This is a genomic window from Pseudarthrobacter sp. AL07 (genome assembly GCF_029960665.1).
In the GTDB taxonomy this organism is placed as follows: Bacteria; Actinomycetota; Actinomycetes; order Actinomycetales; family Micrococcaceae; genus Arthrobacter.
In genome coordinates this window covers 181846-199351 of the sequence record NZ_JASBRB010000003.1, presented here as the reverse complement: position 1 = coordinate 199351, position 17506 = coordinate 181846, and the positions used below count along the sequence as shown (strand labels likewise).

The window sequence follows — 17506 nt, the reverse complement described above, 5'->3', positions numbered from 1 at the left end:
CCTGACGCGGTAGGCAGAGCCGCCGGGTCCACAGCCAGAATGGGATGCCACGAATTGAGTGCAGAGTCGAAGCCGCCGCGATCCGGCCGGCCGGGTCCCCTGTGACCGCCGAGGTGCAGGCCCCGGCAAAATCACTGGGCTCGTGGGTCATCGGTGTTGTCGGAGTGGCGGGTCTGGTGGCCATCATCGCCGGCGTGTACGTCTCCCGCGAGGCACTTGTCGGCGTCGCCGTGGTGATCGCCATGGCGGTCGGCATCGGCTGGCCTCACTTCCTCCGCATCCCCGCGAAGAAGACCCTGGCAGCGGTCATTGCGCTGGCCGGCGTCGGGTCTGCGCTCGCTGCCGGTTTCGTCCCCGCGCCGGGCTTCCTGGACTGGACGCCTGCATTCATGGCGCTGGGCATGATGGCTGTGTTCATCGTGCAGCTCATCCGAGGCACCGGCCAGGCCCAACGGCTTGAATCCACCCTTGGCTGCTGCGCCGGTGTGCTCCTCTCATGCCTGGGTGCCGGCTGGATTGCCGGCGCGCGCTTCAACGGCGTGCGGGAGATGCTCCTGGTCGCTGCCATTAGCGCCGCCGTGGCACTGCTGGCCGGCCTGATCCGATGGCCGGACAGCATCGTGGCCCCGCTCGGCATCGTGATGGCAGGACTTGCCGGGCCACTTGCCGGCCTGGTCTTCTCCGACATTACAGTTGTGCCCGCGGCGATCTTCGGCGTTGTGGTGGGCGCCGTGCTGGTCAGCTTCCGGCGCCTGGTAACACTCCGCGGCGGTCCGCTGAATCTTTTGGCTGCGGTTAGCATGGGGCTTGCACCGGTTTCGGCCGTGGGCTCCCTGGCTTACTTCATAGACAAACTCCTCATCTACTAACCGGTTAGGATGGCATCATGTCCGTACTTGCATTTGAAATCTTCTTCCTCGTCCTGCTCGGCATCGCCAGCCTGTCCATGGCCTGGTTCGCCGGCTTTGTGGTTTACCGCCTCTTTAAAGGCCAGAAGTAAACCTGTTCAACGAACTAGCATTTTCCTGAGGTAATTGCGTGCCGATAGAAATTCCTACAGACCTGACACCGGAACTTGTTCCGCTTTCCTGGCTCATTGGTGAGTGGGAGGGCAGCGGCCGGCTCGGGAGCGGGGACGAGGACTCGGAGCACTTCCTCCAGCATGTGTCCTTCACGCATAACGGTCTGCCGTATCTGCAGTACCGCGCGGAGAGCTGGTTAACTGACGACGACGGCACACGCCTGCGGCCGCTGACGGTTGAGACCGGCTTTTGGGCGCTGGAGCGCAAACAGCTTGATGCCGACGGCGGACCGGGCCTGATTCCGGCCGATATTGTTCCCGCACTCAAGAGCGCCGATGAAGTCGAAGCGCTGCGCAATAAAGACGGCGGGTTCGATATCTCGGTGTCCATCTCACATCCCGGCGGGATCTCTGAGCTCTACTACGGGCAGATCAAAGGCCCGCAGATCCAGCTCAGCACCGACATGGTGATGCGCGGCAGCCATTCCAAGGACTACAGCGCGGCCACCCGGATCTTCGGCCTCGTGGACGGCAATTTGCTCTGGCGCTGGGACGTGGCCCCCGGCGGAACATCACAGCCCGGCAAAGGTCTCGAGGCGCACGCCTCGGCTTTCCTCGAAAAGGTTTCCTGACACCCAGCCGCGTCACCGATTCTCAGTAGACTTGGCTTCCTGGGCAACACCGGCGAGTGAATCAAGGGAGCGTCATGGCTACACCGAAGAACTCCACCGATTACAGCGACCTGAAGGCTGTGTACTTTAACGGGACCCTTAAGCGGTCGCCGGAGACCAGCAACACCGAGGGCCTGATCAACGTCAGCCGCCTCATCATGGAGAAGCAGGGCGTCAGCACCCGCGTGATCAGGACCGTCGATCACGACATCGCCAGCGGTGTCTACCCCGACATGACCGAGCACGGCTGGCCGTCCGATGAGTGGCCGGAACTTTACCCGGCTGTTGAAGAAGCCGACATTGTGGTGGTTGCCGGTCCCATCTGGCTCGGCGATAACTCCTCACAGACAAAGATGCTCATCGAACGGCTGTACGCCCACTCCGGGCAGCTCAACAGCAAGGGACAGTGGGCGTTCTACCCCAAGGTGGGCGGCTGCCTGATCACCGGCAACGAGGATGGCATCAAGCACTGTTCCATGAACGTGCTGTACAGCCTGCAGCATGTCGGCTTCACCATACCCCCGCAGGCCGACGCCGGCTGGATCGGCCCGGTGGGTCCGGGCCCGAGCTACCTGGATGAAGGCTCCGGCGGCCCCGAATCCGACTTCACCAACCGCAACACCACCTTTATGACCTGGAACCTGCTGCATTTCGCCCGGATGCTCAAGGACGCTGGTGGGATTCCCGCGTACGGCAATCTCCCTGAAGAATGGAAAGCCGGAACCCGCTTCGACTTCGAGAACCCCGAATACCGCTGACGCCGCCCCCGGGCGGGGAGCGGGATCCGCTGCCCTTGACCGGAATACCTACTCTCCTAAGGACGTTCCCCCAGTATGACTACTCCCAGCCCCCTACTGTCGCGCCCCGGCGCCGTCGAGGCCACCGGCGCGGACGCCGGCGTCGCATCCCACTATGGTGAGCCGCTGCGTGAGCAGCGCGCCCTCGCAGCCGGTACCGCCGTCGTCGACCTCTCCCACCGCGGCGTGGTGACCGTCAGCGGTCCGGACCGGCTGACCTGGCTGAACACCCTGTCTTCCCAGCAGGTCACCGGCCTGCAGCCTGGGGAGTCAAGCGAGCTGCTGTTCCTGAGTGTCCAGGGCCGGATCGAGTTTGACGCCCGGGTAGTGGACGACGGCGGGACCACCTGGCTGATTGTTGAGGCCGCCGAGGCTGCACCGCTGGCTGAGTGGCTGAACAAAATGAAGTTCATGCTGCGCGTCGAGATCACCGACGTCTCCGCCGACTGGGCAGTTCTCGGGTCCACTAAGACTGTGGTGGAATGGTCCGGACTGCTGGCGTGGCAGGATCCGTGGCCGCACGTTGGCGCCGGCGGCTACTCCTACGCCGTGGTCCCGGAAGAAGGACACCCGGGGCTGGAGCGGCCATGGATCGAGTACCTGGTGCCGGCTGCTGAACTCGAGGAAACCTTGGCGGACCGCCCGCTCGCCGGGGTCATGGCGGCCGAAGCCCTCCGCATCGCTGCGTGGCGCCCCAGGCTGGGCGCGGAAACCGACGACAAAACCATTCCGCACGAACTGGACCTGCTCCGTACCGCCGTGCACCTGTCCAAGGGCTGCTACAAGGGCCAGGAGACCGTCGCCCGCGTGCACAACCTGGGCCATCCGCCGCGGCGCCTGGTGTTCCTGCAGCTGGACGGGTCGCAGCACACCATGCCAGCTCCCGGCAGCCCGGTGATGCTCGGCGAGCGGAAGGTCGGGACAGTGACGTCCGTTGCCCAGCACTATGAAATGGGCCCGGTGGCGTTGGCCGTCATCAAGCGGTCCGTCGCACCGGATGAAATGCTGACCGTGCTGGACGGCGAGGAGCCGTACATCGCTGCCCAGGAAGTAATTGTTGCTCCCGACGCCGGCCAGGTAGTGGGGCGCCAGACTGGATTCCTGAGGGGGACCCGCTGATGACCGAGAACACCGCATCCGACGACGCTTCACCCGGCGATGCCAGCGCCGATGCCTCAACGCCGGACGACGAGGCCGTGGCGTTGGCGCACCGGCTCTTCCAGGCTGCCCGGGAGGGGGACGCCGGACTCCTGCGCGGCTATTTGGACGCCGGCGCCCCGGCCACAATGACCAATGCGGCCGGCGATTCCCTGCTGATGCTGGCTGCCTACCACGGCCACGCGGAAACGGTGCAGCTGATCCTTGAGCACGGCGGTGAGGCCAATACGGCCAACGACCGCGGCCAGACCCCCCTGGCCGGTGCAGCATTCAAGGGGTACACGGAGGTGTCCCGGGTGTTGCTGGACGCCGGTGCAGATCCCGACGCCGGCAGCCCCTCCGCCCGGGCTGCGGCGCAGATGTTCGCCCGCGCGGACATCCTCGATCTGCTGGGCAGCGTTCCGCAGTGAGTCACGAGCGGCAGCCGACGTAGTCAAAGGAACCGCATGGAAACTGTAGCCAGGCCTTGGTTGGCTTTGTGGTCGCTGGTGGTGGGGTTCTTTATGATCCTGATCGACACCACCATCGTGTTCGTGGCTAACCCCAGTATCGGAAGGGCGCTCGACGCCGATATCACGGCCGTCGTCTGGGTTACCAGCGCGTACCTGCTGTCCTATGCCGTGCTCCTGTTGATTGCCGGGCGTCTGGGGGACCGTTTCGGACCGAAAAAGGTCTACATTGCGGGTCTGGCGGTATTTACACTCGCGTCCCTGTGGTGTGGGCTGTCCGGCGACATCGCGATCCTCATCCTGGCCCGGACCGTGCAAGGAGTGGGCGGTGCCCTGATGACGCCCCAGACCATGGCGGTGATTACCCGCATCTTCCCGCCGGACCGCCGTGGCGCGGCCATGGGGCTGTGGGGTGCCACGGCGGGCATGGCCATCCTGGTGGGGCCCATCCTCGGCGGAGTCCTGGTTGATTCCCTTGGCTGGGAGTGGATTTTCTTCATCAATGTGCCCATCGGCATCGTGGCGTTCCTGCTGGTGATGCGCAACGTCCCGGAACTGAAAACGCACAGCCACTCCTTCGATGTGGTGGGGGTGCTCCTGAGCGCCGTTGCCATGTTCCTGATCGTTTTCGGGATACAGGAAGGACAGACGTACAAGTGGGGGACCATTGATGGCGGCCCGTTCACGGTATGGGGCCTGATCATCGCCGGCGTTGTTGTAATGGCGATTTTCATCGGCTGGCAGTGGTGGCTTGAACGGAGAGGCGGCGAACCCTTGCTGCCGCTGGGCCTGTTCCAGGACCGGAACTTCGCGCTGGGAAACGCGGGAATAGCCGTGGTGGGATTTTCCATTACGGCCTACCCTTTGGCTTCCATGATTTTTTACCAGGTCGCATTGGGTCTGACTCCCACGCAGTCTGCCCTGTTGCTGATTCCGATGGCCGTCCTCACCGGTGCGTTGTCGCCCATAGTGGGCAAGCTGATTGACCGCGTCAATCCGCGCTGGTTTGCAGTCACCGGGATGCTGCTTTTCACCTTGGCCATCTCCTGGACGTCGGTGCTTATGACGCCCGATACTCCTGTCTGGATGTTCCTCCTGCCGAGTGCGGTACAGGGCCTGGGCATGGGCTGCATCTTCGGGCCGATCGCCAATGCCACCACACGAAATCTGGCGCCGCGCCAGGCGGGTGCCGGTTCGGGTGTTTTCAATACCAGCCGGCAGATCGGTTCAGTGCTAGGGGCAGCCGCCATGGCCGCACTGATTCAGACCCGGATTGTGGCCGAATTCCCGCCTCTGCCGCCCGGACAGACGGCGTCCACTGAAGGCTTTGGCGCGGCCCTGCCGCAGGCGCTGCACGCACCGTTCGCGACGGCGATGGGCCAGTCCGTCCTGTTGCCGGCGGCAGTGCTTCTCGTCGGCGCGCTGACAGTAGCGTTTTTCGCGAAGCCCGAGCCCGTTCCCCAGCCCGGGGATGGTGCTGAGGCGGAAGTCCCCGCCGCCGGCTGATGTGCAGTTCAGCGCAGGTGCACGCTGGTCTGGATGCCGCCGGCGGACAGGCCAAGCTGCCGCGCCAGGGCCACCGCCCCGGTATTGCTGACTTCGGCGCGCCACTGGACGGTGAGGCCCGCCGCGAGGGCCTCGTGGGCGGCGATGGATGCGGCCACGGATCCCAGCCCGCGTCGCCGCCACTCGGGGTCCACCAGGACTCCCATCCGGGCGAGAAGGCCTTCCCATTCCCCGTAGGCGCCGCATGCCACCGGAAGGCGCTGCCCGTCCACCTCGTGGAGGATCGTGTACCGGTGCTCAAGTTTTGACAGGTGCACTTCGTTGACGTCGTCCGGCGGGCACAGGCCTTCCAGCTCGATCGCCTCTGGATTTCCGTGGGACACGGTGAGTTCTTCGGAGGGCTGGCGCAGGGGCAGGTCGTCGGCGAAGAACAACGCCGCCGCGCCCAGGCCGTGGCCTCCGTGGGACCGGGTCAGGGTCAGCAGTGTCACATGCTGGGCCATCTCTTCGTCCGGAATTCCGGCGGCGGCGTCAATGACCCATTGTGGTCCCACCAGTGCCGAGCTGCCGAACAGCCTGACGAACTCCACTGTCTCTGCAGCGTTGTCGGCCCTGACCATCCGCTCGCCGGAACTCAGCGACGCAGCGAAAGCGCCGTCGTCGAGCCCCAAATGCCGGGCCCAAGCGAGCTGGATGATGGCGGCAGAACCGGGGTCAAGAGTCATATCCCCAGCCTACCCAGCACAGCGAAGCGCGAACGGACACTTGGGGCCCCACAGCAGAGGGGCCCCAAGTGTCCGTTCGCGCGTAGACGGCTCAGCCGAAGAGGACCGCGGCCTCGTCGTAGCGCTTCTGCGGAACGGTCTTCAGCTGGCCCAGGGCCTTGTCGAAGCTCACGTGCTCAATGTCGGTGCCCTTAAGCGCCACCATAGTGCCCCAGTAACCCTCCACGACGGAGTCGATCGCGGCCATGCCCAGACGGGTGGCGAGCACACGGTCGAACGCGGACGGCACGCCGCCGCGCTGGATGTGCCCCAGGATGGTGGCGCGGGTCTCGATGCCGGTGCGGGCTTCAATCTCAGGGGCGAGCTGGTCCGCGATCCCGCCCAGCCGTGGCCGGCCGAACGTGTCCAGGCCTCGCTCGGAGTGCGGGGATTCCATGTGGTCCGGCACAAAGCCCTCGGCCACCACAATCAGCGGAGCGCGGCCACGGTCGTGGGCTTCCTGGACCCATTCGGCGATCTGCTCAATGCTGACCTTCTGCTCGGGGATCAGGATGGCGTGCGCGCCGGCCGCCATGCCGGCGTGCAGTGCGATCCAGCCCACGTGACGGCCCATCACCTCGGCGATCATGCAACGATGGTGGGACTCGCCCGTAGTCCGGAGCCGGTCAATGGCTTCGGTGGCGATCTGCACGGCCGTGTCGAAACCGAAGGTGTAATCCGTGGCGTCGAGGTCGTTGTCCACGGTCTTGGGGACGCCCACAATCTTGAGCCCGGCATCCGTGAGGCGCTTCGCAGCAGCCAGGGTCCCTTCTCCGCCGATCGCGATGATGGCGTCGATGCCGAGGCGGTCCATATGGGCCTTGATGACCTCCGGCCCGCCGCCGTTTTCAAACGGGTTGGTGCGGGAGGTGCCCAGGATGGTGCCACCCTGCTTGGCGATGCCGCGGACCAAGGTGCGGGGAATATCGATGATGTCGCCTTCGACGACGCCCCGCCAGCCGTCCAGGAACCCCACGAATTCGTGGCCGTGGATGGCGATGCCCTTGAGGACGGCTCCGCGGATGACAGCGTTCAGTCCGGGGCAGTCGCCGCCGCTGGTAAGAATTCCAATTTTCATGTCTCGGCTCAAATCCTGGTGTGAAGGTATACAGGCAGAGCGCCACGCTGAGCTCACCTAGATTGTAGTCGGCGGTGTGCGTTACGACACAAACCGGTTACAAAATGCCGCGTTCCATGGAAAGGACCACGGCACGGGTCCTGTCGTCCACGTCCAGCTTGTTGAAGATCCGCAGCAGGTGGGTCTTGGCCGTCGCTTCGGCAATGTGGAGCGCGGCGGCCACCCCGGGATTGCTCAAACCCTGTGCCACGCAACGAAGGACCTCCACCTCCCGGGCCGTCAGCCGAGGCAGTTCAGGCTCGCGCATCCGCGAGACCAGGCGTGCCGCCACCGGCGGAGCGAGAACCGTCTCACCGCGCGCTGCAGCGCGCACGGCCTCGATGATGCGGTCCCCGGCCGTGTCCTTCAGAAGATAGCCCACCGCCCCTGACTCCACTGCGCGCATGATGTCGGAGTCGTCGTCGTACGTGGTCAGCACCAGCACCTTCAGGAAACCGCCGAGCACGTCGCCGCCGCTTCCGCCTCGGACTGGGCCCAGCGAGAAGCCCGAATCGTGGGTGCCAGCCGACATCATCCTCCCCAGCAACGCGCGGTGGCGCTGGCGCCGTCCAGGAAGGGCCTCCGCAGGTCCATGAGTACGACGGCGGGGCGCAGCCGGCTGACGGCGTCCACCGCCTCCTCGCCGCCGTCGGAGAGCGACGCGACCAGGGACGCCGGCTGCTCTGTAGCCACTTCACGCACGCCGAAAGCATCCCGCCACCGGACGCGCGGTGCGCGGAGGCCCGTGCCGCCGATGTCCTGCTGGTTACCTTCGGCGATCAGCCGTCCGTGGGTGATGATGCCGAGCAGGTCCGCCAATTGCTACGCCTCGTCCAGGTAGTGCGTGCTGCGGACAATGCTGGTGCCGCCGCCGCTCAGCTGGCGGATGAGGTCCCAGAACTGCCGCCGGGCTTCGGGATCGAAGCCTGTGGTGGGTTCATCCAGGAAGAGGACTTCCGGGTTGCCGATGATCCCCAGCGCAACGTCCAGCCGCCGCCGCTGGCCGCCCGAAAGGGTTGAGATTCGGGCGCCGCCCTTGCCGCCGAGCCCAACGGACTTGACCTCGCCGCTGTCCGGTTTCCGGTGGCCTTCCAGGATCTCGATGGTGGTGGACTTGCCGGCGCCGTGGGGCCTAGGAGGGCGTAGGTTTCACCGGCAAGGATGGTCAGATCCACCTGGTCCACTGCCGTGGGGTTCCCGCCTTTGGGCAGGCCGTCCGTTTTGTTGAGGTCACGGACCGCAATGGCATCAGGGGCTTGCCGCTGCCCCGGGCTGAGGGAACTGTTCATGCTTCCAGCGTGGCAGTCCCGGGGTCCCGGCCAACAGACCAGGCCGGTTGAACGTGACGGTTCTTGGTCTGTGGTGTCAGCTGATGGACCGGCGGTCCAGGAAGTTCTGCAGCGGGATGGAGTTCTGCTGGTCAGGAAGGACCAGCCAGGCCGCGATGTAGAGGACGACGGCGGGACCGGGGAGGAGGCAGAAGACCAGGAAAGCGATCCGGACGAATGCCACATCCACGTTGAGCTTTGCTGCAATGCCGCCGCACACACCTCCCAGCCAGCGTTGGGGCCCACGGTTCAGGCCGAAGCCCCTGACGATGCTGAAGAACTTGTCCATGGTTCAAGACTTCCCTGTTGCGGGTTCGTTGTCACGTTTCCGGGCCGAGAGGAGACCGCCGATCACCAGCGCGGCGCCGGCGCCGATCATCAGGCCGATCAGGACATAGGTGCCGTTCAGGGTCACCACACCCAACCGGGCGATGATGATCAGGGCGGCCAGCGCCATCACGATCAAGCCCCAGACTATGGTGCCCACGCGGGCGGATGGCTGCTGCGGGGCGTCGGCTCCTGGGTGACCGGCCGCCGTCGTGCTTTCCGGAGTGTATGGGTCCGGTGACGGATTGACGCTGCTCATGTCAGTTCCCTTCCTGGATGGTGACGTTGCTGAAGGTGCCGTCGATCTCCACGATCAGCTTGGCGCCGGGCTTGTCGGTGTTGTAGCTGCTCTCGCGGGTGGAGATGCCGCTCCGGTGGTCGTTGCCTTCGGTGAGGTTGCCCATGGTCATGTCCGCCCTGATGTCTACGGGGACGTTGTCCGGAATGACCACCTTGACGTTGCTGGCGGTGATGTCCAGGGAAACTACGACGTCGGAGGCCAGCGGGGCGGTGACGTTCAGTTCCGTGAGGTCAACAGTCCCGCGGCCTGCGGTGATGTCGAAGCCGTTCCGTGCCTGTTCGATGCTGACGGGTGCCCAGTCGACCTGGGTGAAGCGGACCCTGTCGCCGTTGCCCGCGACGTTGAAGATTCCGCCGATCACCAGGGCCACAACGGCGAAGAAGCCGAGGATTCCTGACGTCCTGCCGCGCAGCCCCGCAATGAGGATGCCCAGGCCCAGGACCGCTGCGCCGCTGGCCCAGACGATCGCGTTGGTGGCGTCGCCGAGGTTGATCACGTTACCGGCGTTAAGGGCCTTGAGCCCGCCGCCCACCAGAAGCGCTGTTCCGGCTGTAATGGCTACGGCCGGGGCGCCGGGGCCGGAGGGACGGACCTTGGGTGCCCGGGACGGACCCTGCGGTGGCTGGTAGCCGCCGTCGCTACCGCCCCCGCCGTAGGAGCCACCGCTGCCGTAGCTGCCGCCGCCGTGTGGCGGGTTGACGCTCGACGGCGGGACCGGCAGGTAAGGTCCGCCGCCGGACGGGCCGGCCGTGCGGGTGGAGGTGGAATCCGTCGCCGCGAACGGCGAGGCGTAGGGGATTGTGGGATAGGCAGCCGAGTAACCGGAGTTTCCGCCGGCCGGCTGCGGTGTGGTGTTCATAAGGGCTCCGTTCCGGGCCTTGCTGCGTTGGGTCAGGTAGTAGATCAAATAGATGGCGCCGCCCACCCAGAAGACGGTCCAGAGGAATCCGCCGAAGCCGTTGCGGCTCCAGCCCCAGAATCCGCCACCGAGCCCGGTGAGCCCCACCACGGTGGTGATCAGCGAGCCTGTCATACCGCTGGACCAGCGGCCGGCCCCGGCTTCCTGGACGTGGATACGTCCGTCGGGTTCGGGAAGGAATGCCCAGGCCAGGCCGTAGAGAAGGACGCCGATTCCGGCGAAGAGGGTGAGAACAATGAAGATGCCGCGCACAATCAGCGGATCAATGCCCATCCGGTGTGCGATGCCGCTGGAGACGCCGCCGATCCACCGGTCGCGGCCGCGCTGGATGCCGTGGCTCCGGACCCAGGTGAAGAAGTCATTCGGCTGGCCCGGTGCTTTGGCGCCGGTCTGCGGGTCGCGTGGGGGGAGCGGTTCCGTGGGCTGGCCATCATCGGGGGTAGGGGTCTGGGAGTTCATACTTCGATCCTGCCGTCCGGCGCGGCGGCGCTCTACCGGGGAACACCCTGACTCGCCCCTGAGTTACCCCCCGGTTCGGGCCGGAATCGGGTCCGGGGAACCCTGATCCGTGCTTGGATTGACACATGATCCCCGCCCTCACCCGCCCACCGCTTGTCCGCAGCAGCGACCGCGTCATCGCGGGCGTCTGCGCTGGCCTCGCGGCGCATCTGGGCTGGCCGGTGAAAAGCGTGCGGATCGGCATGGCATTCGCAACCCTCGTCGGCGGCGCCGGGTTCGCCTTCTATGCGTGGCTCTGGATCATGGTCCCCACCGCAGACGAAAGCGCCCGCCGCAACGCCAGGCGTCCGGCGTCGCCCATTGCGCCGGCCGTCAGCCTTGACCCGGCATTCAGCGCCGGGCCTCCGCCAGTGCCGACCTCGCCCGGTCTGCCCGCGGCCGGTCCATGGTGGGGAAATCCCGACGCCGGTGCTTTCGCCCCCGGTTTCGCTCCCAGTGGTGTCTCCGGCGGCGGGCCCCCTGCCGGCTACCCCGCCGGTTACCCGGCCGCCGTGCGGTCGCCGTGGTTCCGGGTCCGCCGCACGCGGTACGGCAAGGAAATGCTGCTGGGCGCCGGGCTCCTCCTGGTGGCGGGCATCATGATTGCCCGGCTGCTCGGCGTGGACGTGCCCCTGGGGACCCTCATCCCCGCCGCCGCCGTGCTGAGCGGTGCAGCCATCGCCTGGATGCAGCTCGACGAAACCCGCCGTGCCGGGCTCGTGGACAAAACCAAGGCCGACCAGGCAGGCGGCTGGGCGCGCCTCGCCGCCGGATTGGCGCTGGTGGTTGCCGGCGTGCTGGTAATGGTCTCCGGTTCCGGATCCTGGGAACAAACCTGGCTGGCCCTGCTCGCATCGGTGGCGGTGCTTGGCGGCGTGGTTCTGGTGCTCCTTCCGTGGGCCCTCAAATTCTGGCGGGACCTGGAAACAGAGCGCGCGGGCCGGATCCGCGAAACGGAGCGGGCCGAAATTGCTGCCCACCTGCACGACTCCGTCCTCCAGACCCTCGCCCTGATCCAGCGGCGGGCGGGAAACGAACACGACGTCCTCCGGCTCGCCCGGGCCCAGGAACGCGAACTCAGGAGCTGGCTGTTCCAGGACCCCGGTAAGGAAGCAGGCCAGCTTTCGGCCCGCATCAAGGCGGCGGCGGCCGAGGTGGAAGACTCCCTCGGCAACGCCGTGGAGGTGGTCAGCGTCGGGGACACCGCCATGACCGAATCCCACGAGGCGCTGCTCCAGGCCAGCCGTGAGGCGATGCTCAATGCGTCCCGTCACGGCGGCGGGACCGTCTCTGTCTACCTGGAAGTTTCCGATGGACGCACAGAAATCTTCATCAAGGACAGGGGTCCGGGCTTCGACCTGCAGGATGTTCCCGAAGACCGGCTCGGCGTCCGTGAATCGATCATTGGACGCATGAAACGGCACGGTGGATCTGCGTCCATAACCAGCACGCCGGACGGTACGGAGGTGCGGCTGGGCATGCCGGCGCTCCAAACGGACAACGCGGAAGGAAAATCATGAACAACGTACAGGGGACCGCGGGCATCCGCCCCGCACAGCCGGTCCGGGTGGTGATCGTGGACGACCACGCTATCTTCCGTTCGGGGCTCAAAGCTGACCTCGATCAGAGCATCCTCGTTGTTGGGGAAGCGGCCACTGTTGAGCAGGCAATCGCTGTAATCGCGCAGGAGCGTCCGGAGGTGGTGCTCCTGGATGTGCACCTGCCTGGCGGCCTGGGCGGTGGTGGCCGGGAAGTCATCGCGGGTTCCGTGGCGCTCCTGGGCACTACCAAGTTCCTGGCACTGAGCGTCTCCGACGCCGCCGAGGACGTGGTATCGGTCATCCGCGCCGGCGCCCGGGGGTACGTCACCAAGACAATTTCCGGGGCCGAAATCACCGACGCGGTGTTCCGCGTGGCCGGCGGCGACGCCGTGTTCTCGCCCCGGCTGGCCGGCTTTGTGCTGGACGCCTTTGGCACCGCTCCGGCGGACATTGCCGACGACGAGCTGGACAGGCTTTCCGCCCGCGAGCTCGAAGTGATGCGCCTGATCGCCCGCGGCTACAGCTATAAGGAGGTGGCCAAAGAGCTGTTCATCAGCATCAAAACCGTGGAAACCCACGTGTCAGCGGTGCTTCGCACTCCAGCTCTCCAGCCGGCACGAGCTGACCAAGTGGGCCGCCGAACGCCGCCTCCTCTAGCCCCAAAGATGCGCTATCACTTTTGGTGGTTATAAGCCGTGCATAAGGACCAAAAGTGATAGCGCATATGCTGTTCGGGGAGGCCTACTTGGCTTTGCCCAGGAAGTCCTGGAGCCGGGCGACGCCGGTGGCCAGGTCCTCGTCGCCGAGTGCGTAGGAGAGCCGCAGGTAGCCGGAGGGGCCGAACGCCTCACCGGGCACCACAGCCACCTCAACTTCATCCAGGATCAAAGCAGCGAGTTCGGCGGAGGTGGACGGCGTTGCGGTGCCCGCCGCCGTCGGGAATTCCTTCCCCAGCAGCGCACGGACGTCCGCGTAGACGTAGAACGCACCCTTCGGCGTCGGGCACTCAACACCGTCAATCGCATTCAGGCCGGCCACGATCGCCTTGCGGCGGCGGTCAAACGCCACCTTCATCTCGTCCACGGCGGTCAGCGGTCCGGAGACGGCGGCGAGGGCTGCAATCTGCATGATGTTCGAAACGTTGGACGTGGCGTGCGACTGCAGGTTGGTGGCCGCCTTGATGACGTCGGCCGGGCCGATCATCCAGCCGACCCGCCAGCCGGTCATCGCATAGGTCTTGGCCACGCCATTGAGGATGACCACTTTGTCGCCGAGTTCCGGAGCTGCCGTGGCTATCGAGGTGAACGGGACGCCGTCGTAGGTCAGGTGCTCATAGATCTCGTCGGTGACCACCCAGAGCCCCTTGGCTGCGGCCCACTTGCCGATCTCAGCCACATGCTCCGGGCTGTACACGGCGCCGGTGGGGTTGGACGGCGAGACAAACAGCAGGATCTTGCTCTTGTCCGTTACAGCGGCCTCAAGCTGCTCAACGGTGACCAGGTAGTCCTGCTCAGGTCCGGCGAACACCTCAACGGGAACACCGCCGGCGAGCCTGATGGCCTCCGGGTACGTGGTCCAGAACGGTGTGGGGACAATCACTTCGTCGCCCGGATCCACCAGCGTGGCGAAGGTGTTGTACACGGCCTGCTTGCCGCCGTTGGTCACCAGGACCTGGGACGGATCCACGGCGTAGCCGGAGTCGCGGAGCGTCTTCTCGGCGATGGCTTTTTTGAGCTCCGGCAGTCCGGCGGCGGGGGAGTAGCGGTGGTACTTGGGCTGGCTGGCGGCCTCGATGGACGCTTTGACGATGTAGTCCGGGGTGGGGAAGTCCGGTTCCCCTGCCCCGAAGCCAATAACCGGCCGCCCCGCTGCCTTCAGCGCCTTGGCCTTGGCATCAACGGCCAGGGTTGCGGATTCGGCAATAGCGGAAATGCGCTTGGAAACGCGGGCGGCAGACATGGCAGGGTCCGTTCTTCGCTTGCAGCCCGGAGGCTGAATGGTGGAATTCGACGTGATCTACTCTATGCTGTTCAGCGGATCGTTCGGGCTGCCGGCGTGGATGTGACAGCAGGTCAAGTCACCCACCAGGGCAGGATTGGAGGGTCCGGAATGAAGCTGGTTCGACGTAGACGAAGTTGTTGCGTAGACTGGTTCTCCGGTGTTGAAAACACGGATGATGACGTGCGCCCCAGTGCAAACTGCGGAAGTTTTGTTAGGATGCTGTTTTCGATCCATAGGGTAGTGGCGCAATTGGTAGCGCAGCGGTCTCCAAAACCGCAGGTTGCAGGTTCGAGTCCTGTCTGCCCTGCGCAAGCTGTTCCGGCGGAATGCCGGAGCACGCGCAGCAACCATGGTTCTGATCAGGACCGGGTAATCCAACATTGCAAAGATGAGCGAGGAACAGGTGACCGAAACAGCTGCCAGCAGCTCCAAGGGCCGCCCAGCTAAGAAGGACGCCAAGGCAAACTTCTTCGCTCGAATTGCACTCTTTATGCGCCAGGTCATCGGCGAACTGAAGAAGGTTGTTGCACCAACCCGCAAGGAACTGATCAACTACACGCTCGTGGTGCTGGTGTTCGTGGCCATCATGATGGTGATCGTCAGCCTGCTGGACATCGGTTTTGGAACCGTGGTCAGCTGGGTCTTCGGCGGGATAGCTCCCGGGGACCGCTAAGGCATATCGTCCGCAGGCCGCGTGGCCTTGTCCGGGTAAACCGGAAGAATCCACGCGGTGTGCGGAATTGAGCCATTTAAATAGGCATGTTAGGCAATGAGGAAGCAGGAGACCAAGTGTCTGAGCAGGAGCTCGAGGTAACCGAGACTGAGCTGGAAGAGTCCACGGACAACACGGCGGCCGCCACGGTTGAAGCCGGTGAAGAGTCCGAGGTTGAGTCCGCTGCGCCCGATTCCGCTGACGCCGATTCCGCTGACGCCGATTCCGCCGACGATTCAGACGATCCAGAGGATGCCGATTCAGAAGGTGACGCCGTAGAAGGCGAAGCTGCTGAAGGCGACTCAGAGAGCGACGACGCAGACGCAGACGCCCTGGCAGCCGCGGCCGCCCAGGCCGAAGTTGACCCCGCCGACGAATTCAAAGCCAAGCTGCGCCGCCAGGAGGGTGACTGGTACGTCATCCACTCCTACGCCGGCTACGAAAACCGCGTCAAAGCCAACCTTGAGACCCGCATCCAGACCCTGGACATGGAAGATTACATCTTCGAAATCCAGGTGCCCATGGAAGAGGTCGTTGAGATCAAGAACGCTCAGCGCAAGGTCATCAACCGCGTCCGGATCCCCGGCTACGTCCTGGTCCGCATGGACCTGACGGATGCCTCCTGGGGCGCCGTCCGCCACACCCCCGGCGTTACCGGCTTCGTGGGCAACGCCCACAACCCGGTGCCGCTGCGCCTCGACGAAGTCTTCTCCATGCTCGCGCCGGTCTTCGAAGAAGAGCAGGCCGAAAAGGGCAAGCCCGTCAAGCACGCTGCCGCCCAGGTCGACATCGACTTCGAGGTCGGCGAATCGGTCATCGTCAAGGAAGGTCCGTTCGAGACCCTTCCCGCCACGATCTCCGAGATCAAGGTGGAATCCCAGACCCTCGTGGTGCTCGTGTCGATCTTCGAACGCGAAACCCCGGTCACGCTGGCATTCAACCAGGTCAGCAAGATCTAATAACCCGCACAGAATTCGTTCCGGACTGCCCGCTTAGCAGCCCCGGAACGGCCGGTCGCCTCGCCATGGCGACCACCAACCTGAGGCACGCTCCTGTGTCCCAGGAAGATATTGAGAGAAGGACCTTACATTGGCTCCCAAGAAGAAGGTCACCGGCCTCATCAAGCTGCAGATCCAGGCAGGCGCCGCTAACCCGGCCCCGCCGATCGGTCCTGCACTTGGCCAGCACGGTGTCAACATCATGGAATTCTGCAAGGCGTACAACGCTGCCACAGAAGCCCAGCGCGGAAACGTTATCCCCGTGGAAATCACGGTCTACGAAGACCGTTCCTTCACGTTCATCACCAAGACCCCGCCGGCTGCAGAGCTCATCAAGAAGGCTGCAGGCGTTGCCAAGGGTTCACCCACCCCGCACACCGTCAAGGTTGCCAAGCTGACTCAGGCCCAGGTCAACGAGATCGCCACCACCAAGATGGAAGATCTCAACGCCACCAGCCTCGAAGGCGCAGCGAAGATCATCGCCGGTACCGCCCGCTCCATGGGTATCACCGTAGAAGGCTAAAAGCCTTCACCGTCGGGAAGCCGGCACCACTGCCGGACAACCGGCACAAACCGTAATGTCGCAGGATCCATTCAGGATCCTCGGCTGTGGCAGGGCCCAGCGCGGTCCGTAGACCACAACTGCACAAGGAGAAATAAGCAGCATGGCAAAGCGCAGCAAAGCATATGAGGCAGCAGCCGCCAAGATCGACGCGGAGAACTTCTACGCGCCGTTCGAGGCAGTAACGCTCGCCAAGGACACCAACCCGTCCAAGTTCGACGCCACCGTTGAGGTTGCCTTCCGCCTGGGCGTTGACCCTCGCAAGGCTGACCAGATGGTCCGCGGCACCGTTATCCTGCCCCACGGCACGGGTAAGGTCTCCCGCGTACTGGTTTTCGCAACGGGCGACAAGGCTGAGGCAGCAATCGCTGCCGGCGCCGACTTCGTTGGTTCCGATGACCTGATCGAAAAAATCGCAGCCGGCTGGACCGACTTCGATGCAGCCGTTGCCACCCCTGACCTCATGGGCAAGGTTGGCCGTCTTGGTAAGGTCCTGGGTCCCCGTAACCTGATGCCGAACCCGAAGACCGGCACCGTGACCGCAGATGTTGCCAAGGCTGTCAACGACATCAAGGGTGGCAAGATCGACTTCCGCGTCGACAAGCACTCGAACCTGCACTTCATCATCGGCAAGGTCTCCTTCGACGCCCTCAAGCTGGCCGAGAACTACGCAGCAGCACTGGAAGAGGTGCTTCGTTTGAAGCCGTCCGCTTCCAAGGGCCGCTACATCCAGAAGGCCACCGTGGCCACCACGTTCGGTCCCGGCATCTCCGTCGACCCCAACGTCACGAAGGTCCTGACCGAGGCCTAGTCCTCAGCAGCACTTCCGCCGGTTC

Annotated in this window: 20 protein-coding genes, 1 tRNA gene and 1 pseudogene; 13 read left to right on the top strand and 9 right to left on the bottom strand. The window is 64.9% G+C overall.

The genetic code is table 11. The features are described from left to right. The first annotated feature begins 134 nt into the window (after positions 1 to 134). The 6 genes from QK290_RS04555 (at position 135) to QK290_RS04530 (ending at position 5602) form a co-directional block, all read left to right on the top strand. The gene (locus QK290_RS04555; protein ID WP_282329630.1) at positions 135 to 869 is read left to right on the top strand and encodes a permease; all 735 of its coding nucleotides are present in this window, start codon (positions 135 to 137) and stop codon (positions 867 to 869) included. A gap of 169 nt (positions 870 to 1038) precedes the next feature. Then, positions 1039 to 1653, top strand: coding sequence for an FABP family protein (locus QK290_RS04550; protein ID WP_282329502.1), 615 nt, complete (start codon positions 1039 to 1041; stop codon positions 1651 to 1653). Between the two features lie 74 nt (positions 1654 to 1727). Beyond that, positions 1728 to 2450 (top strand): flavodoxin family protein, encoded by a 723-nt coding sequence (locus QK290_RS04545; protein ID WP_282329501.1) that lies wholly within the window; start codon positions 1728 to 1730, stop codon positions 2448 to 2450. 75 nt (positions 2451 to 2525) lie between these two features. Further along, positions 2526 to 3608 (top strand): glycine cleavage T C-terminal barrel domain-containing protein, encoded by a 1083-nt coding sequence (locus tag QK290_RS04540; protein ID WP_282329500.1) that lies wholly within the window; start codon positions 2526 to 2528, stop codon positions 3606 to 3608. Continuing rightward, the gene (locus QK290_RS04535; protein WP_282329499.1) at positions 3608 to 4057 is read left to right on the top strand and encodes an ankyrin repeat domain-containing protein; all 450 of its coding nucleotides are present in this window, start codon (positions 3608 to 3610) and stop codon (positions 4055 to 4057) included. Before QK290_RS04540 ends, QK290_RS04535 begins: the two co-directional genes overlap by 1 nt. A gap of 36 nt (positions 4058 to 4093) precedes the next feature. Beyond that, a complete protein-coding gene (locus QK290_RS04530; protein WP_282329498.1) occupies positions 4094 to 5602 on the top strand; it encodes a DHA2 family efflux MFS transporter permease subunit in 1509 nt (502 codons plus the stop codon). Between the two features lie 8 nt (positions 5603 to 5610). On the opposite strand, the gene QK290_RS04525 is transcribed toward QK290_RS04530, so the two are convergent. The 8 genes from QK290_RS04525 to QK290_RS04495 form a co-directional block, all read right to left on the bottom strand. Then, on the bottom strand, positions 5611 to 6327 hold the full coding sequence (locus QK290_RS04525; RefSeq protein WP_282329497.1) for a GNAT family N-acetyltransferase: 717 nt from the start codon (positions 6325 to 6327) through the stop codon (positions 5611 to 5613). A gap of 91 nt (positions 6328 to 6418) precedes the next feature. Next, the gene (locus QK290_RS04520; protein ID WP_282329496.1) at positions 6419 to 7444 is read right to left on the bottom strand and encodes an ATP-dependent 6-phosphofructokinase; all 1026 of its coding nucleotides are present in this window, start codon (positions 7442 to 7444) and stop codon (positions 6419 to 6421) included. A gap of 97 nt (positions 7445 to 7541) precedes the next feature. Beyond that, a complete protein-coding gene (locus tag QK290_RS04515; protein WP_282329495.1) occupies positions 7542 to 8015 on the bottom strand; it encodes a response regulator transcription factor in 474 nt (157 codons plus the stop codon). Continuing rightward, the gene (locus QK290_RS18625) at positions 8015 to 8302 is read right to left on the bottom strand and encodes a hypothetical protein (protein ID WP_348994435.1); all 288 of its coding nucleotides are present in this window, start codon (positions 8300 to 8302) and stop codon (positions 8015 to 8017) included. Before QK290_RS18625 ends, QK290_RS04515 begins: the two co-directional genes overlap by 1 nt. 3 nt (positions 8303 to 8305) lie before the next feature. Continuing rightward, a complete protein-coding gene (locus tag QK290_RS18620) occupies positions 8306 to 8473 on the bottom strand; it encodes an AAA family ATPase (protein ID WP_348994654.1) in 168 nt (55 codons plus the stop codon). 375 nt (positions 8474 to 8848) lie between these two features. Next, positions 8849 to 9100, bottom strand: coding sequence for a PspC domain-containing protein (locus tag QK290_RS04505; protein ID WP_282329494.1), 252 nt, complete (start codon positions 9098 to 9100; stop codon positions 8849 to 8851). A gap of 3 nt (positions 9101 to 9103) precedes the next feature. Further along, positions 9104 to 9397, bottom strand: coding sequence for a hypothetical protein (locus QK290_RS04500; RefSeq protein ID WP_282329493.1), 294 nt, complete (start codon positions 9395 to 9397; stop codon positions 9104 to 9106). A gap of 1 nt (position 9398) precedes the next feature. Next, positions 9399 to 10817, bottom strand: coding sequence for a PspC domain-containing protein (locus QK290_RS04495; protein ID WP_282329492.1), 1419 nt, complete (start codon positions 10815 to 10817; stop codon positions 9399 to 9401). Between the two features lie 125 nt (positions 10818 to 10942). Between QK290_RS04495 and QK290_RS04490 the strand changes: the two genes are divergently transcribed. Continuing rightward, the gene (locus QK290_RS04490; RefSeq protein ID WP_282329491.1) at positions 10943 to 12376 is read left to right on the top strand and encodes a PspC domain-containing protein; all 1434 of its coding nucleotides are present in this window, start codon (positions 10943 to 10945) and stop codon (positions 12374 to 12376) included. Next, positions 12373 to 13054 (top strand): annotated as a pseudogene (locus tag QK290_RS04485) (response regulator transcription factor). Before QK290_RS04490 ends, QK290_RS04485 begins: the two are co-directional and overlap by 4 nt. 84 nt (positions 13055 to 13138) lie before the next feature. Here the strand turns inward: QK290_RS04485 and QK290_RS04480 are convergent. Next, the gene (locus tag QK290_RS04480; protein WP_282329490.1) at positions 13139 to 14356 is read right to left on the bottom strand and encodes a pyridoxal phosphate-dependent aminotransferase; all 1218 of its coding nucleotides are present in this window, start codon (positions 14354 to 14356) and stop codon (positions 13139 to 13141) included. Positions 14357 to 14632: 276 nt separating this feature from the next. On the opposite strand from QK290_RS04480, the gene QK290_RS04475 reads away from it, so the two are divergent. From QK290_RS04475 to rplA, 5 genes are all read left to right on the top strand, one after another. Continuing rightward, positions 14633 to 14705, top strand: a tRNA-Trp gene (locus tag QK290_RS04475). A gap of 81 nt (positions 14706 to 14786) precedes the next feature. Beyond that, on the top strand, positions 14787 to 15071 hold the full coding sequence (gene secE, locus QK290_RS04470; protein WP_282329489.1) for a preprotein translocase subunit SecE: 285 nt from the start codon (positions 14787 to 14789) through the stop codon (positions 15069 to 15071). Between the two features lie 116 nt (positions 15072 to 15187). Next, on the top strand, positions 15188 to 16069 hold the full coding sequence (nusG, locus tag QK290_RS04465) for a transcription termination/antitermination protein NusG (RefSeq protein WP_282329488.1): 882 nt from the start codon (positions 15188 to 15190) through the stop codon (positions 16067 to 16069). A 130-nt stretch (positions 16070 to 16199) separates the two neighbouring features. After that, positions 16200 to 16631 carry a 50S ribosomal protein L11 gene (gene rplK / locus QK290_RS04460; protein WP_024365990.1) on the top strand — a complete coding sequence of 144 codons (432 nt, stop codon included), beginning with the start codon at positions 16200 to 16202 and terminating at the stop codon, positions 16629 to 16631. A gap of 142 nt (positions 16632 to 16773) precedes the next feature. Then, complete coding sequence (gene rplA, locus QK290_RS04455; protein ID WP_282329487.1) at positions 16774 to 17481, top strand: 50S ribosomal protein L1; 708 nt, start codon at positions 16774 to 16776, stop codon at positions 17479 to 17481. Positions 17482 to 17506 lie beyond the last annotated feature (25 nt).